A 15,212-nucleotide genomic window follows, 5' to 3' on the forward strand; every position below is an offset into this window, starting at 1 on the left:
CTAGCAACGCTAGTTACGACTCTGCCGCCGACGTTACGGCGCAGTGTCCCGCACGTCCAGAGCCGGAGTCAGGCCGACACCCTCGGCTTGGCGGCCTCCCGCGGGGACGGCAGATCCACTTCGGTGCCCCGCTCCGCGCTCTCCTCGCCGCACTGCATCACCCGGGGCAGCCGCAGCGCCATCACGGCACCGAGCAGCAGCAGACCCGCGCTCACCAGCAGCGTGATGTGGAGCCCGTGCACGAAGGAGTCCCGCGCCGCCCGGCGCAGGGCGTCCCCGACGGGCCCGCCGAGCCGCCCGGCGACCTCGTAGGCCTCGCCGAGCGAATGCCCCGCCTCGTCCGACGCGCGCGAGGGCACACCCGGCACCGACGCGAGACCGGGCGCATAGGCCGCGTTCATCACGCTGCCGAGCAGCGCGATCCCGATGCCGGCGCCCAGCTGGTACGACGTCTCGCCGATCGCCGCCGCCCCGCCGGCCTGCTCGGCCGGAGCCTCGCTCAGCATCGACTCGTACGCCCCGAAGAGCGTGGTCTCCAGACCGAAGCCGAGCAGTACGAAGCCGAACAGCAGCAGGCCCGCGTCGTCGGTGCCGCCCATCGCCGTCAGGGTGACGACCGCCGCGGCCGTGAGACAGAAGCCGAAGCACACCATGCGGCGCGGTCCGAAGCGGCGCAGCATCCGCGCACCGGCCAGGCCGGCCGCCATCGCCGCGACGGTCAGGGGCAGCAGCCTCAGGCCCGTCGCCAGCGGCGACAGCCCGAGCACCAGCTGCAGGTACTGCGCCGCTATCAGCTCCAGGCCCACCAGCGCGAGCATCGCCAGCACGATGCAGCCCACCGAGGTGCTGAACGCCGGCCGCCGGAACATCCGCAGATCCACCAGCGGATGCGGGCGCCGCCTCTGGCGCCGTACGAAGAAGAGGAGCAGCGCCGCGCCCGCCAGCAGCGGCACCAGGGTGAACGGGCTCGCCACCGGCTCCCCGCCGCCGAGCCGCTTCACCCCGAGGACGACTCCGAACAGGCCGGCCGCCGCCGTCAGCGCGCCGATCACGTCCCACGGGCCGTCGCCGTCGCCGCGCGACTCGGGCAGCAGCATCCGCCCCACCGGCAGGCTGACCAGCATCAGGGGGATGTTGACCAAAAAGACCGCGCCCCACCAGAAGTGCTCCAGCAGGAAACCGCCGAGCAGCGGTCCGACCGCCGCGCCGACGGCGGCGACCGCGCTCCAGACACCGATGGCCAGCGCGCGCTCGCGCCGGTCCGGGAAGACCTGGCGGAGGATCGACAGGGTCGCGGGCATGATCATCGCGCCGCCGACGCCGAGCAGTGCGCGGGCGAGGATCAGCATCTCGGCGGTCTGCGAGAAAGCGGCCGCGGCGGAGGCGACACCGAAGAGGGCGTAGCCGAGCAGCAGGATGCGGCGGCGGCCGACCCGGTCGCCCAGCGTGCCGAAGAGGATCAGCAGCGAGGCGCAGACCAGCGGGTAGACGTCGACGATCCAGAGCAGTTCCATGGCGCCGGGCCTGAGGTCCTCGGTGACGGCGGGGACCGCCACGTGCAGCACGGTCGCGTCGAGGGCGACGAGCAGCAGACTCACACAGAGCACGACGAGGACGACCCAGCGGTTGGCACCGGCCCCGGCCGCCCGACGGCGCGGCCGAACGGCAGCCGTGGTCGTCCCGGACATGTACGTACCTCCCAGATGGTCCCTCGCGTGCAGCGGATCGGCGGGGTGGGGATTCCCCGTCGTACGGCCGGAGAGGAGCGGTGTCCCCGGCCCGCGCAAAGCCACGTGAGTGACTCGTCAGCGTACGCGAGTCCGTCGCGCGGACGCGTGGCGGACCTCTCACACGCAGGACCGAACCCGTGTGGCGTACGCCACTTCACCTGCTCTTGACCACGCCCCGGCCGGCGGTCCGGTTCCCCGCTCGGTCAATAATCGAGCCCGTGACCGATCTTGAAGCGCGCGTGGCCCCGCTCCGCGCCCCGACGCTGCGCCGGGCGGCTCCGGCCCTCCTCGGGTACGTGGCCGTCCGCGCCCTGGGCCTGGTCGTGCTGGCCGGGTGGAGCGCCGCGCGCGGCAGGAGCGCGTACACACTGCTGACCGCACGCTGGGACTCCCTCTGGTACACGCGGGTCGCCGAACTGGGCTACGGCTACGAGGTGCGGCTGCCGAACGGCGACGTCCATTCCAACCTGGCGTTCTTTCCGCTGCTGCCCTGGCTGGAGCGGCTGATGCACGCGGTCGCGCCGTTGTCGTACGCGGACGCCGGCTTCGTCGTCGCTCTGCTCGCCGCACTGGCGGCGGCCTGGGGGATCTTCGCGGTCGCGGACCACGTCCACGGCCGGCGGGCGGGGGTCTGCGCGGTGCTGCTGTGGGCGGTGCTGCCGGTCGGGATCGTGCAGTCGATGGCGTACAGCGAGTCCTTGTTCACGGCCCTGGCCGCGTGGTCGCTGTACGCGGTGCTGACCGGCCGGTGGGTGAGCGCAGGCGTTCTGGCGGCACTGGCCGGGCTGACCCGGCCCGTGGGGCTCGCCGTGGTCGCCGCGGTGTGGGTGGCGGGCATGACCTCGTTCGTGCGAGACAGAAGCACGCGGGGCGCGCACGCCGAGCGCGCCGTGGATACGAACGGCGCGCAAGAGACAACGAGCGCCTCTTCCTCGCCGCGAGGCGCACATGGAGCAACACGCGCCCCCTGGCTCACCACCAGCGCACCCGCCTGGCGCCGCGCCCTCGGCATGCTCCTCGCCCCCCTGGGCACCGCCGGCTATGTGCTCTGGGTGGGCCACCGCACCGGCAAGGGCCCGCTCGGGTATCTGGACGTACAGGCCGGCTGGCGCAACGGGTTCGACGGCGGATATGCCTTCGCCCGCTTCGTGGCCGACAAGTTCACGTCATTTCCGTCGGCCCTGGCCGGCGCGGGCCTGGTCGTCGGCGTCGCCCTGCTGATCTGGCTCTATGTGACCGGCGTGCGCCAGCATCAGCCCGTCGCGCTGCTGGTGTACACGGGCGTCGTACTCGCCCTCGCCCTGTGCGCGTCGAGCTACTTCGGATCGAAGCCGCGGCTGATGATGCCCGCCTTCCCGGTACTGTTCCCCCTCGCGCGCGCCCTCGCCCGGCTGCGGACGTCCAGATCAGTGCTGGTCACAGTGGGTGTGGCGGTGGCGACGGCGGCCTACGGGGCCTTCTGGCTGAACGGCTCCGGCCCCCCATGATCAACTCCGGCGCACCGGTGAGCACCCTCTGAATTCCGCCCCATGGTCCGGTGAACGAATTCATAAGTGCCATTAAACTGCCCCCACAACATGATCAAAGGAATTGCAGGAAGCAGGCTCACAGGATTGCGGAATCCCAGGAATTCGGACCGCGCCTGAGAGGTTTCCCACATCACATCGTCATCACAAAGCCGCTGTATCGACCGGGAACAGAGCTCACTCGCTGTAACGTCGATTGGGTGCGTACCGAACGAAACCTCACCCGGAGTCTGGACCGGGTGTTCGCCAGGCTGGACCGTGAGCCGGAACGACCGGCTCACATCGATGTGCCGCGGATGAGCCGGCACCGGGTCGTGCTGTTCACCGCGACCCTCGCCTTTTACCTGGCGATCGTCTGGTCCGTGGTGATCACCTCCTGGCTGGTCCGGCTCGACTGGCAGGTCATGTTCTTCCGGCCCTACCAGCAGTGGCCGGAGATCCACGCCTTCCTCGACTACTACGTGGTGCTCGGCCAGCGCGGCCCCACCGCCGTCATGGTCGCCGCCTGGCTCGGCTGGCGCTCCTGGCGGCAGCACACGCTCCGCCCGATGCTGACCCTGGCCACGTCACTGCTGCTGCTGAACATCACCGTCGGCGCCGCCAAGCTCGGCATGGGGCGGCTCGGTCCGCACTACGCGACCGTGATCGGCTCGAACGAGATGGGCCTGGGCGGCGATATATTTCCCAGCGGCCACACCGCCAACGCCGTGGTGACCTGGGGAATCCTGGCATATCTGGCCTCCACCCCGAGGGCGCGCCGCTGGCTGTCCGCGCTGTCCGCGCTCACCGCGCTCGGCGTCGGCCTGACCACCGTCTACCTCGGTACGCACTGGCTGAGCGATGTACTGCTGGGCTGGGCCGCGGGCCTGCTGATCCTGCTCGCCCTGCCCTGGTTCGAGCCGCTGATCGCCATGACCGAGACCGCGCTCTTCGACCTGCGCGACCGCTGGCGTGCCCGCCGCGGCCGTACGGTGCCGGCGCCGGCCGTCCCGGTCACCCCCGCACCGGTGCTGCTCAAGCCGCGTCCCGCGACCGCGGAGCGGTCCGCCCCGGCGCGCGAGCCGGTGTCGACGGTGCGCGCTTCGCGGCCCCCGATCCATCTGGCCCCGGGCCCGCACACGGCCCGTTCGGAGCGCACCCCGGTCACCCCGGCGGGCAGCCGGCGCCCGCCGCACGCCGACCGCCTGCCGCGCGGCACCTCCCAGCCGGCCCGTCCCCTGACGGGCGGCTGACGCTCCACCACGAACAGCGGGGTCCGGTACGCACAGCCCACCCCCGCAGCCACGGCGAAGGCCCCGCTCCCTCTTCCGGAGCGGGGCCTTCGCCGTCCACGCGTCGGGGCTCAGCCCTTCCAGGCGCGGGCCACCCGGCCGTCGCGCACCTCGAAGTTGAGCCGCCCGACCCGGTACTCCATGGTGATGATCGTGCCCGGCGGCAGCGACCGGACGGCCGACCACCCCCGCTGACGGGCGAGCCGCTCGGCGCTCGGCGCATCGAGGCCGACGTACCCGTCCGGACTGTCGTTGGGCTCCGCTGGCGGAGTGGGAATCGGTGCCATGCGGCCACGCTAGGCCGCATCGGGCGGCGACGGAAGCCGTAACCGGCCGCAGCCGCGGCCGGTCCCTCTCCGGTCACACTTCTGTCACAGGTTCCCGACACCTGTTTCCGGCTAACTCCCTCACACGTACGGGGGTTTCCGTACCGCTTGCCGGGGTAATCGAACAGCATTCCCGCGTGTCTGATTACCCCTCCGAATTACCCGGCCGAAAGCACCGGAGTGTCGATCGGTTCGAGCCGTGGGAGCGATTCCCGGCGGAATCCGGCACAGCGCCGCACGAGCTGACGACGCATAGGAATTTCACGGATTCTGCACACAACCGCCGTAGGTTCTCGGCCGGAGCACCCGCCCGGCACGCCGCACGACGCCGCGGGCCCCGCGGCCCGGGCCGGAGCGGCGTCGCGCCGCTCCCGCACCCCCCTATGACCTCGCTCGGTCCGGCGGGCTCCAGCACCTCTAAGGGGACGGCTGTCCTCTAAGGGGACGGCCGTCATCGCGACAGCACCTCGAAAGGGACGGCCGTCATCACGATGTGAACGGCCATCACCTCCAGGTCCGGCGCGCCGCCGCGCAGGATGCACGCCTGCACGCCGTCGGCCTCCCGCGTTCCCGAGGTCTCCGCCGCGGGGCCGAGCGCACCGGCGGACGCGGACAGCCGCTGTCCCTCGACGGGGACAGCGGCTGTGCGCTTCAGTCAGGTGACCGGCACCCGGAGCCCGCTCAGAGCACGAGGCGCTGGCCTGGCACGATCAGGTCCGGATCGTCGCCGATGACCTTCTTGTTGACGGCGTAGATCCGCTGCCAGGTGGTCCCGTGCCGGGCGGCGATGACGCTCAGGGTGTCGCCCTCGCGGACGGTGTAGTCGCCGCGGGACGCACTGCGGCCGGAGTGGGCGGCCGGGCGCTCCGGCGCCTTCGCCGGGGCGGACTTCTCCACAGCGGACTTCGCCGGAGCCGGCTTCGCCGGGGCGGACTTCGTCGTCACGCCGCCCTTCGCGGCGGTCGTACCGGACGAGCCGGCCGCCGGTGCGCCGCCGGAGGCTCCGGCGCGGGCCGAGCAGACCGGCCAGGCGCCCCAGCCCTGGGCGCCCTGGACCTTGGTGGCGACGGCGATCTGGGCGCTCCTGGAGGCCTGGGCGGCCGTCGGGGCGTAGGCGGTGCCGCCGTACGCGCGCCAGGTGCCGGCGGAGAACTGGAGCCCGCCGTAGTAGCCGTTGCCGGTGTTGATGTGCCAGTTGCCGCCGCTCTCGCACTGGGCGATGCGGTCCCACACTCCGTTGTCCGCCGCGGCGGCGTTGCCGCTCACGGCCAGCAGGCCCAGCGGGGCCAGCAGCGCCGCCCCGGCGAGGGCGGCCGTCGTACGGCCCTTGCGGGCGCCGTCCTGACGAGCGGTGTTGCGGGTGGTATCGGCACACTCGGACATGTAATTCCCTCTCCACGAACCCGGGCTCCCCCGGGCGAGGCGCGTTCCGCCGCGGATGACCGCGGTTCCTCGCGCCCGCCCCGTCCACCACGGCCGGTGCGGCGATCGTGCTGCCTGTGCCGGCCGGCGGACGTACCCGAGCGGTGCTCGTTGCACACGGCGGAGGAATGTAGAGAGGTCGAGCCGTCGATATCAACCAACTCGCCTTCGCTCCAGGCCAGTTAGCCGTTACCCGGGGTATCGTCGATTTTCGGACACCCCTTTCATGCATTGATTTCCTGATTTATCGACCACCCGCTGAGTCGATCTGTGACCCACTTCACCCATTCAAGTTCCTTGACAGCGTGCAGAGTTGACAGTGAGTGTCCGATTCCGTACCGGAGGTGACCGTGTGCGGTGGATGGTTCGATTCCGTTCCTCCCGGGGCGTGACCCCCACCACAGGACGCCCGTTGTCTTCTTCATGAGCCCGGAACCCCGGGGCTCAGGCGCCGGGAGCCACCCGGCCGACCCAGTACCGCATCCCGAGGGAGCCACCGTGCCGCGCATGCTCGACGTCAGTGACGCCGTACGCGCCGAGATCGGCGACGAAGAAGCCGACCGGCTGCTCGCCGGAGAGAACGCACCGGGCAGTTACGACTGCACCTCCTGCCGCACCCCGGGCGACTCCGAGCAGGAGCGCACCAGCACCGTCCTGTTCGTCGGCGACGAGACCGCCGTGCTCGCCTTCGCCCACGCCAGCTGCCTGCCCTCGCAGGTCGTCCAGGTCACCGAGGAGCAGTTGCAGGGCGCCGTCCGCTCCATCGGCGGCACCGGTGCCGACATGGCCGCCGGCGGCGAGCCGCACAAGGCCGTGCCCGAGCAGGCCGTGCTCGGTGTGACCAGCGGACTCGTCCTGGTCGAGGGTGAGCTGCACCCCGCGCTCGTCGTCGAGCCGACCGCGCCGATCGTGCGCCCGGGCTCCACCGGCACCGGCGACGACTTCCTTCCGCTGCTCATCGAGCAGGGCTTCATGCCGGTGCCCGAGCTGGCGTCCGTTCCGCCGGTGCTGCACGGCTGGTCGGTACTGGTCGCCATGGGCCAGCTGCACGCGGTGCTCCAGCCCGGCCCGGGCGGCGGTCAGCCGGTGGCCTGGTGGCAGGCGCACCAGCCGCTCCAGGTGACCGACAGCTGGCGGTCGGCGGCCAACAAGCACCAGCAGGTGCTGATGTTCGCGGCGCCGGTGGGGTCCATCGGACGCCAGCCCCGGGAGGACCTGCTCCGGGATGCGCTGGACAAGGCCGCGGCGAACGGGAAGCTGGTCGCGGCGGCGCTGCCGCTCGCGGGTACCTGAGACCGCCCGGGAGACGGGGACCGCGGACTGTCCGGCGGCCGTAGGGCGTGCATGGTGCGGCGCGCCCACACGGCGGAGCCGGACGGTGCTGCGGTCCTGCGCCCCTGCTCGTCCGACCGCATCCCTTTAAGGTTCCGGTCGTTTGGACATACGTGCACGCATACGACACTCCTGCCCGCCGGTCCGCCTTCTCCTCCGTTCCGTCCGCGCGGTCGGGGCAGGAGGGTGCCGGTGGGCCATCGGCCACGCCGATCTACGACATGCTCTACGCGGAGTGGGTCAGGACCTTCCGTACGCTGCCGGGCGACCGCAGCGGTGAGGAGGATATGGGCTTCACCGCCTTCGGAAGCCTCGGGAGCCTGTCCGACGGCACGGGCTCGTACGGCGGCCACCGTCCGGGTTCGTTCAGCAGCTCGTACAGCGCCTACAGCGCCGGGGCCTACAGCGCACGGCAGCAGTCGCAGTGGCAGCGGATCGGCACGCTCGGGCGCCACCACGAGACCGGGATGCACTACGTCCCGGCTGCGCTGCCGCCCGGTCCGCGCCGGGGCATGTGACCTACGGCGAAGGGCGGCCCCGTACCCCGGGGCCGCCCTTCGCCGTACAGCGACGACCGCGCTCTGCCGCCGCGCCGAGGCCCGCTGCTTCGCGCGTCCGCCTCTTGCGTCTGCTTCCTGCGTCCGCTTTCTTGCGTCCGCTTCCTGCGTCCGCCTTCTTGCGTCTACTACTTCTTCTTCGCGCCGCGCTTCTCGCGCACCCGCACCGAGATGTGGATCGGGGTGCCGTCGAAGCTGAACTCCTCGCGCAGGCGGCGCTCGATGAAGCGCCGGTAGCCCGCCTCGATGAAGCCGGAGGCGAAGAGGACGAACCGCGGGGGCTTGGTGCCGGCCTGGGTGCCGAAGAGGATGCGCGGCTGCTTGCCGCCCCGGACCGGGTGCGGGTGCGCCGAGACCAGCTCGCCGAGGAAGGCGTTCAGACGGCCCGTGGGGACACGCGTCTCCCAGCCCGCCAGCGCCGTCTCGATGGCCGGGACCAGCTTCTCCATGTGCCGCCCGGTCTGGGCCGAGACGTTGACACGGGGTGCCCAGGCGACCTGGCCCAGCTCGGTCTCGATCTCCCGCTCCAGGTAGTAGCGGCGCTCCTCGTCGAGGGTGTCCCACTTGTTGTAGGCGATGACCATCGCGCGGCCCGCCTCCACGGCCATGCTGATGATCCGCTGGTCCTGCACGGAGATGTTCTCGGAGGCGTCGATCAGGACGACCGCGACCTCGGCCTTCTCCACCGCGGCCGCGGTGCGCAGGGAGGCGTAGTAGTCGGCGCCCTGCTGGAGGTGGACGCGCTTGCGGATGCCGGCCGTGTCGACGAACTTCCACGTCACGCCGCCCAGCTCGATCAGCTCGTCGACCGGGTCGCGGGTGGTGCCCGCCAGCTCGTTGACGACCACGCGCTCCTCGCCTGCCACCTTGTTCAGCAGCGAGGACTTGCCGACGTTCGGGCGGCCGATGAGCGCGATGCGGCGCGGGCCGCCGACGGCGGTGCCGAAGGTCTGCTCGGGGGCGTCCGGCAGCGCCTCCAGGACGGCGTCGAGCATGTCGCCCGTGCCGCGGCCGTGCAGCGCCGACACCGGGTGGGGCTCGCCGAGGCCGAGGGACCACAGGTAGGCCGCGTCGGCCTCGCCGCTCGGGCCGTCGACCTTGTTGGCGGCCAGCACCACGGGCTTGCCGGCCTTGCGCAGCAGTCGTACGACCGCCTCGTCGGTGTCGGTGGCGCCGACCTTGGCGTCCACGACGAAGACGACCGCGTCGGCCGCCTCGATCGCGTACTCGGCCTGGGCGGCCACGGAGGCGTCGATACCGAGGACGTCCTGCTCCCAGCCGCCGGTGTCGACGACCTTGAAGCGGCGGCCCGCCCACTCGGCCTCGTAGGTGACGCGGTCGCGGGTGACGCCCGGCTTGTCCTCCACGACGGCCTCGCGGCGGCCGATGATGCGGTTCACGAGGGTCGACTTGCCGACATTGGGGCGGCCGACGACGGCGAGCACGGGCAGCGGACCGTGGCCCGCCGCCTCGATGGCGCCCTCGACGTCCTCGATGTCGAAGCCCTCTTCCGCGGCGAGCTCCATGAACTCCGCGTACTCGGCGTCGCCGAGCGCCCCGTGCTCGTGCTCGTGCGCGGCCGAGCCGTCGGGCTGGATGTGGTCGTTCATGAAGTCCGTACCTCGTCGTTCATTGTGGTGATCGGTGGAACGGCCCGCCGTGGGCTGATCCACTACTCAAGTGTCGCCTAGCGCCCGGTCAGGCGCCTGGCGTTTTCCAGGTGGCTGGCGAGCTGCTTCTGGATGCGCTCGGTCGCCTCGTCCAGCGCCCGGCGCGTACGCCGCCCGCTCCCGTCGCCCGCCTCGAACGGGTCGCCGAAGACGACGTCGACGCGGGAGCGCAGCGGAGGCAGCGCCTTTATCAACCGTCCCGGCCTGCCTGAGCTTCCCAGCACGGCCACGGGCACGATCGGCGCCCCGCTGCGGACCGCGAAGTAGGCGAGCCCGGCCCGCAGGGAGGCGAAGTCGCCCTCGCCCCGGGTGCCCTCCGGGAAGATGCCGAGCACTCCCCCGTCGTCCAGGATGCCGAGGGCCTCGGTGATCGCCGCGCGGTCGGCGGTCGTACGGTCCACCTTCAGCTGGCCGATGCCGGTCAGGAAGGCGCCCAGCGGGCCGATGAACGCCTCCTTCTTGATCAGGAAGTGCGTCGGCCGGGGTGACACGCCCATGACCATCGGGCCGTCGATGTTGTGCGAGTGGTTCACGGCGAGGATCGCCGGGCCGCTCGCGGGCAGCCTCCAGGCACCGAGCACGCGTGGCTTCCACAGCCCGTGCATCAGGCCGACACCGATGCGCCGCCCGACCTCGGCGCCCCGCTCGGACGGAAGGCTCACTTCCCGGCCCGCTTCTCCTCGACCAGGGTGACGACGCACTCGATGACCTGGGCGAGGGTGAGGTCGCTGGTGTCCACCTCGACCGCGTCGCCGGCCTTGGCGAGCGGGGAGGTCTTGCGGCTGGAGTCCGCCGCGTCCCGCTTGATCAGCGCCTCCCGGGTGGCGTGCACGTCCGCACCCTTCAGCTCGGCGCTGCGGCGGGCCGCACGGGCCTCCGGGGAGGCGGTGAGGAAGATCTTCAGGTCGGCGTCGGGCAGCACGGTCGTGCCGATGTCGCGGCCCTCGACCACGATGCCCTGCTCCGCGGCGGCGGCCAGCGAGCGCTGCAGCTCGGTGATCCGGGTGCGCACCTCGGGCACGGCGCTGACCGCGCTGACCTTGGAGGTGACGTCCTGGGTACGGATCGGGCCGGCCACGTCGACGCCGTCGACCACGATGGTCGGGCCGGACGGGTCGGTGCCGGAGACGATCTCCGGCTTGCCGGCGACGGCGGCCACGGCGGTCGGGTCCTCCAGGTCGATGCCGTTGGTGACCATCCACCAGGTGATCGCCCGGTACTGGGCTCCGGTGTCCAGGTAGCTCAGGCCGAGCTGCGCGGCCACGGCCTTCGACGTGCTCGACTTGCCCGTGCCGGAGGGGCCGTCGATCGCGACGATCACGGGCTTGACGGTCGGGTCGCCGTTTTCCACGGGGGGACACCTTCCTGGTGCGGTGCGGGGAGCGGGGTGCGGGGAGCGAGAGCGCCCTGCACAAGGTTACTGGGTACGGGTCACTCGTCCGGACGCGCCGGACCGGCAGCCCACCCGGCCCCCGAGGACGGGTCCCCAGAGAATCCAGCCCACCCGGCACCCGAGCACAGGTCCCAGAGAGTCCAGCCCGCCCGGCGTTCGAGGACGAGACCCGGAAGATCCAGCCCACCCCAGCGTGCGAGGGCAGGTCCTGGAAAAGCCGGCCTGCCCCAGCGTGCGAGGACAGGCCCCGGAAAATCCAGCCTGCCCCAGCGTGCGAGGACAGGCCCCGGAAAATCCAGCCCGCCCGGCGTTCCAGGCCAGGGCCGGGAAAATCCAGCCCGCCCGACGTTTGAGGACCAGGCCCCGGAAAATCCAGCCCGCCCGGCGTTCCAGGCCGGGGCCCGGAAAATCCAGCCCGTCCGGCGTTTGAGGACGAGGCCCGCAGGGCCGATGCGGGGGGCCGGGGGCGGCAGCCCCCGGGACGGCCACGGCAGCGCGCGGGGGCTCTACTGCCGCAGCGCCCACCCCCGCTCCCGCAGCGCAGCACCCAGCACCGGCACCGCCTTCGGCTCCACCATCAACTGCACCAGACCGGCCTGCTGCCCCGTCGCATGCTCGATGCGCACGTCCTCGATGTTGACCCCGGCCTGTCCCGCGTCCGCGAAGATCCGGGCCAGCTGTCCGGGCTGGTCGTCGATCAGGACCGCCACGACCTCGTAGGCCCGCGGTGCGGACCCGTGCTTGCCGGGCACCCGCACTTGTCCCGCGTTCCCGCGCCGCAGCACGTCCTCGATGCCGACGCCGCCCTCGCGCCGCTTGTCCTCGTCGGCGGACTGCAGGGCGCGCAGGGCGCGCACGGTCTCGTCCAGGTCCGCGGAGACGTCCGTGAGGAGGTCGGCGACCGGGCCGGGGTTGGCGGAGAGGATGTCGATCCACATGCCCGGTTCGGAGGCGGCGATCCGGGTCACGTCCCGGATGCCCTGCCCGCACAGCCGTACGGCGGCCTCCTCGGCGTTCTCCAGGCGGGCGGCGACCATGCTGGAGACCAGGTGGGGCATGTGCGAGACGAGGGCCACGGCACGGTCGTGGGCGTCGGCGTCCATGACGACCGGCACGGCCCGGCAGTGCGAGACCAGTTCCAGGGCGAGATTGAGCACCTCGGTGTCGGTGTCCCGGGTCGGGGTGAGCACCCAGGGGCGGCCCTCGAAGAGGTCGCCGGTGGCGGCCAGCGGGCCGGACTTCTCGCGGCCGGACATGGGGTGGCTGCCGATGTAGCAGGACAGGTCCAGGCCGCGGGCCTCCAGCTCGCGGCGCGGGCCGCCCTTGACGCTGGCCACGTCGACGTAGCCGCGGGCCACGCCCCGGGCCATGGCGTCCGCGAGGAGGGCGGCCACGTGGGCGGGCGGGGCCGCGACGATCGCGAGGTCCACCGGGCCCCCGGGGGCCTCGTCGGTGCCGGCGCCGAGCGCGGCGGCCGTACGGGCCTGTGCGGGGTCGTGGTCGCTGAGGTGGACGGTGACGCCGCGCTGGGACAGGGCGAGCGCGGCGGAGGTGCCGATGAGCCCGGTGCCGATGACGAGTGCGGTCCTCACTGGGCGATGTCCTTGCGCAGGGCGGCGGCGGCGCCGAGGTAGACGTGGGCGATCTCGGCGCGCGGCCGGTCCGACTCGATGTGGGCGAGGACCCGGACGACCCGGGGCATCGCGCCCGCGATGTCCAGCTCCTGGGCGCAGATCAGGGGTACGTCGACGATGCCGAGCTTGCGCGCGGCGGCCGCCGGGAAGTCGCTGTGCAGGTCGGGGGTGGCCGTGAACCAGATGCTGATCAGGTCGTCCGCGGTGAGCCCGTTCCGCTCCAGGACGGCGGTGAGCAGGGCGCCCACCTGCTCGTCCATGTGACCGGCCTCGTCCCGCTCCAGTTGGACGGCCCCCCGGACCGCTCGTACCGCCACGGCGCTGCTCCTTGCTGAGATGCGTATCGGCTTGGTCCGTCCAGCGTAGTCAGCCCGCGCCGTCCGGGCGTGCGGCGCCCGACCGCTGAGACAGTACACAGATTCTGGTATTTCCCCTTTGGCCACCATGTGCGTTCGGAGTGATGACATGACCCGGAACTCGACACGCCGCACGGTTCTCGCGACGGGCGCGGCCGCGCTCGCCGTCGGATGCGTGGGCTGCGGCGCCGGCGAGAGCGGGGCCGCTCCCGCCTCGGGCGGGAAGGAACTGGCGAAGACCGGCGACATCCCGGAGGGCGGCGGCAAGGTCTTCCCGGCGCAGAAGGTCGTGGTCACCCAGCCGAAGAAGGGCGACTTCAAGGCCTTCTCGGCGATCTGCACGCACCAGGGGTGCACGGTGAGCCGGGTGGCGGACGGCACCATCGACTGTCCGTGCCACGGCAGCAGGTACCGCATCGCGGACGGCTCCGTCGCGCGCGGTCCGGCGCCCAGGCCGCTGCCCCCCGAGACGATCGAGGTGAAGGGAAATTCGATCCGCCTGGCGTGAGCGGCCCGCGTACGCTCCGGGCATGCAGCCCGGGACCCTTGAGAGTTCGGCGAATCCGGAGAATCCGGCCGATCCGGCGCATCTCGTACGCGACCACACGGTCTACGCCTGCGTCATGGGCTCGCGGGCGTTCGGCCTGGCCACGGAGACCAGCGACACCGACCGGCGGGGCGTCTTCCTCGCCCCCACTCCCCTGTTCTGGCGGTTCGAGAAGCCGCCGACGCATGTGGAGGGTCCGGGCGAGGAGCGGTTCTCCTGGGAGCTGGAGCGGTTCTGCGAGCTGGCGCTGCGCGGCAACCCGAACATCCTGGAGTGTCTGCACTCCCCGCTGGTGGAGCACATGGACGGGACCGGGCGCGAGCTGCTGTCCCTGCGGGCCTCGTTCCTGTCCCGGCAGGTCCACGGCACCTTCACCCGCTACGCCCTCGGCCAGCGCCGCAAGCTCGACGCCGATGTCCGTACGACGGGTGCCCCGCGCTGGAAGCACGCGATGCACCTGCTGCGTCTGCTGATGAGCGCCCGGGATCTGCTGCGCACCGGGGAGCTGCGGATCGACGTCGGCGACCAGCGGGAGCCGCTGCTGGCGGTGAAGCGGGGCGAGGTCTCCTGGACGCGGGCCGAGGCGTGGATGGCCCGTCTCGCGGCCGAGACCGAGGAGGCACTGCGCCGCACCCCGCTGCCGCCGGAACCGGACCACGCGGGCGTGGCCGACTTCGTCTTCCGGACGCGGCGCGCCTCAGCCCTCCAGTCGGAGCCGGACCACCAGGTCGTGCAGGGCGTCGTGGGCGGTGGGCGCCTCGGGCAGGGCTGAGGCGGCCTGCGCCTCGTCGAGCTGGGCGTGCAGCCGCTCCACGTCGGCCTCCGCGCGCGCGTGGTCGAGGTCGGCGGTGCCGTGCTCGCGCTCCGCCTTGGCGGCTATCAGCTCGGGCAGATAGCCGGGCGCGGCCACCTGGTCCAGGAGCGTGGGCAGATGGGCCTGGACCTCGCCGCTGCGCATGAGGTGGATGCCGGTGAGCAGCACACGGAACGTGTAGAGCAGCGGCTTGAGTTCGCCGGTCTTCTCGAACAGCCGCCACTGGGTCACCGCGAAGCCCCGGTAGTGGTGGGCGTGGTGGCCGGTGAGGACGCCCGGCACGAGCGCGGTCAGCTCCCGGTGCGCGTCGGTGGTGTGCGCGACCAGCGGGGAGAGCAGCTGCTCCAGCACATAGCCGTTGCGCCGGAGCATCAGCCGTACGAACTTGCGCAGGTCGTGGGTGACGAGGTCCATCTCGACGCCGAACCGCACCCAGGCCCGCGACCGCGTCTCCTCCGGCTCGTGCAGCCCGAGCAGGTCGGCGGCGGGCAGCAGGTGGACGCCGCGCAGGTCCAGGTCGGAGTCCTCGGAGGGAAAGCCGTACAGGTGGGCTCCGGAGACGGTGGCGAACAGCAGGGGGTGGGGCTGTTCGGCGATCACGGGGGCCAGGTCCAGGTCGAGGTCGTCGATCATG

The 15,212-nt window shown here is 72.1% G+C and carries 15 protein-coding genes; 6 read left to right on the forward strand and 9 right to left on the reverse strand.

The window, feature by feature from the left end; translation table 11 throughout:
* Positions 1-68: 68 nt before the first annotated feature.
* A complete protein-coding gene (locus ACZ7P3_RS31460; RefSeq protein ID WP_472086802.1) occupies positions 69-1,688 on the reverse strand; it encodes an MFS transporter in 1,620 nt (539 codons plus the stop codon).
* A 260-nt stretch (positions 1,689-1,948) separates the two neighbouring features.
* On the opposite strand from ACZ7P3_RS31460, the gene ACZ7P3_RS31465 reads away from it, so the two are divergent.
* Complete coding sequence (locus ACZ7P3_RS31465; protein ID WP_472086804.1) at positions 1,949-3,217, forward strand: mannosyltransferase family protein; 1,269 nt, start codon at positions 1,949-1,951, stop codon at positions 3,215-3,217.
* 239 nt (positions 3,218-3,456) lie between these two features.
* Positions 3,457-4,488 carry a phosphatase PAP2 family protein gene (locus ACZ7P3_RS31470; RefSeq protein ID WP_472086806.1) on the forward strand — a complete coding sequence of 344 codons (1,032 nt, stop codon included), beginning with the start codon at positions 3,457-3,459 and terminating at the stop codon, positions 4,486-4,488.
* A gap of 110 nt (positions 4,489-4,598) precedes the next feature.
* Here ACZ7P3_RS31470 and ACZ7P3_RS31475 read toward each other — a convergent pair whose 3' ends face one another.
* Together ACZ7P3_RS31475 and ACZ7P3_RS31480 are read right to left on the reverse strand one after the other, a co-directional pair.
* Positions 4,599-4,814 (reverse strand): I78 family peptidase inhibitor, encoded by a 216-nt coding sequence (locus ACZ7P3_RS31475; RefSeq protein WP_472086808.1) that lies wholly within the window; start codon positions 4,812-4,814, stop codon positions 4,599-4,601.
* Positions 4,815-5,534: 720 nt separating this feature from the next.
* Positions 5,535-6,236, reverse strand: a complete 702-nt coding sequence (locus ACZ7P3_RS31480) for a transglycosylase family protein (protein WP_472086809.1) — start codon at positions 6,234-6,236, stop codon at positions 5,535-5,537.
* 537 nt (positions 6,237-6,773) lie between these two features.
* Between ACZ7P3_RS31480 and ACZ7P3_RS31485 the strand changes: the two genes are divergently transcribed.
* On the forward strand, positions 6,774-7,568 hold the full coding sequence (locus ACZ7P3_RS31485; protein ID WP_472086810.1) for a hypothetical protein: 795 nt from the start codon (positions 6,774-6,776) through the stop codon (positions 7,566-7,568).
* Between the two features lie 152 nt (positions 7,569-7,720).
* Positions 7,721-8,125: a hypothetical protein gene (locus ACZ7P3_RS31490; protein ID WP_472086812.1), complete on the forward strand. Its 405-nt coding sequence runs from the start codon at positions 7,721-7,723 to the stop codon at positions 8,123-8,125.
* A gap of 167 nt (positions 8,126-8,292) precedes the next feature.
* Here the strand turns inward: ACZ7P3_RS31490 and der are convergent, their stop codons facing one another.
* The 5 genes from der to aroH all read right to left on the reverse strand — a co-directional run bounded on the left by der (position 8,293) and on the right by aroH (position 13,178).
* Positions 8,293-9,774, reverse strand: coding sequence for a ribosome biogenesis GTPase Der (gene der / locus ACZ7P3_RS31495; protein ID WP_472086813.1), 1,482 nt, complete (start codon positions 9,772-9,774; stop codon positions 8,293-8,295).
* A 77-nt stretch (positions 9,775-9,851) separates the two neighbouring features.
* Positions 9,852-10,439, reverse strand: coding sequence for a lysophospholipid acyltransferase family protein (locus ACZ7P3_RS31500; protein ID WP_472086874.1), 588 nt, complete (start codon positions 10,437-10,439; stop codon positions 9,852-9,854).
* A gap of 53 nt (positions 10,440-10,492) precedes the next feature.
* Complete coding sequence (gene cmk, locus ACZ7P3_RS31505) at positions 10,493-11,185, reverse strand: (d)CMP kinase (RefSeq protein WP_472086815.1); 693 nt, start codon at positions 11,183-11,185, stop codon at positions 10,493-10,495.
* Between the two features lie 548 nt (positions 11,186-11,733).
* Positions 11,734-12,819, reverse strand: coding sequence for a prephenate dehydrogenase (locus ACZ7P3_RS31510; protein ID WP_472086817.1), 1,086 nt, complete (start codon positions 12,817-12,819; stop codon positions 11,734-11,736).
* Entirely contained in the window at positions 12,816-13,178 is a 363-nt protein-coding gene (gene aroH / locus ACZ7P3_RS31515) for a chorismate mutase (RefSeq protein ID WP_472086819.1), read from the reverse strand. Before aroH ends, ACZ7P3_RS31510 begins: the two co-directional genes overlap by 4 nt.
* A 148-nt stretch (positions 13,179-13,326) precedes the next feature.
* Between aroH and ACZ7P3_RS31520 the strand changes: the two genes are divergently transcribed.
* The gene (locus ACZ7P3_RS31520) at positions 13,327-13,725 is read left to right on the forward strand and encodes a Rieske (2Fe-2S) protein (protein ID WP_472086821.1); all 399 of its coding nucleotides are present in this window, start codon (positions 13,327-13,329) and stop codon (positions 13,723-13,725) included.
* 22 nt (positions 13,726-13,747) lie between these two features.
* Positions 13,748-14,536, forward strand: a complete 789-nt coding sequence (locus ACZ7P3_RS31525; protein ID WP_472086823.1) for a nucleotidyltransferase domain-containing protein — start codon at positions 13,748-13,750, stop codon at positions 14,534-14,536.
* Here the strand turns inward: ACZ7P3_RS31525 and ACZ7P3_RS31530 are convergent.
* Positions 14,462-15,211 carry a nucleotidyltransferase domain-containing protein gene (locus ACZ7P3_RS31530; RefSeq protein ID WP_472086824.1) on the reverse strand — a complete coding sequence of 250 codons (750 nt, stop codon included), beginning with the start codon at positions 15,209-15,211 and terminating at the stop codon, positions 14,462-14,464. The two genes, ACZ7P3_RS31525 and ACZ7P3_RS31530, sit on opposite strands and share 75 nt — an antisense overlap.
* Position 15,212: the final 1 nt, after the last annotated feature.

The organism is Streptomyces sp. NPDC107581 (assembly GCF_055657175.1).

What these genes read in the sequence shown, in the direction of transcription:
- ACZ7P3_RS31460 (WP_472086802.1), bottom strand. Translation starts at nt 1,688, where the DNA reads ATGTCCGGGACGACCACGGCTGCCGTTCGGCCGCGCCGTCGGGCGGCC.
- ACZ7P3_RS31475 (WP_472086808.1), bottom strand. Translation starts at nt 4,814, where the DNA reads ATGGCACCGATTCCCACTCCGCCAGCGGAGCCCAACGACAGTCCGGAC.
- ACZ7P3_RS31480 (WP_472086809.1), bottom strand. Translation starts at nt 6,236, where the DNA reads ATGTCCGAGTGTGCCGATACCACCCGCAACACCGCTCGTCAGGACGGC.
- der (WP_472086813.1), bottom strand. Translation starts at nt 9,774, where the DNA reads ATGAACGACCACATCCAGCCCGACGGCTCGGCCGCGCACGAGCACGAG.
- ACZ7P3_RS31500 (WP_472086874.1), bottom strand. Translation starts at nt 10,439, where the DNA reads ATGCACGGGCTGTGGAAGCCACGCGTGCTCGGTGCCTGGAGGCTGCCC.
- ACZ7P3_RS31520 (WP_472086821.1), top strand. Translation starts at nt 13,327, where the DNA reads ATGACCCGGAACTCGACACGCCGCACGGTTCTCGCGACGGGCGCGGCC.
- ACZ7P3_RS31525 (WP_472086823.1), top strand. Translation starts at nt 13,748, where the DNA reads ATGCAGCCCGGGACCCTTGAGAGTTCGGCGAATCCGGAGAATCCGGCC.
- ACZ7P3_RS31530 (WP_472086824.1), bottom strand. Translation starts at nt 15,211, where the DNA reads ATGATCGACGACCTCGACCTGGACCTGGCCCCCGTGATCGCCGAACAG.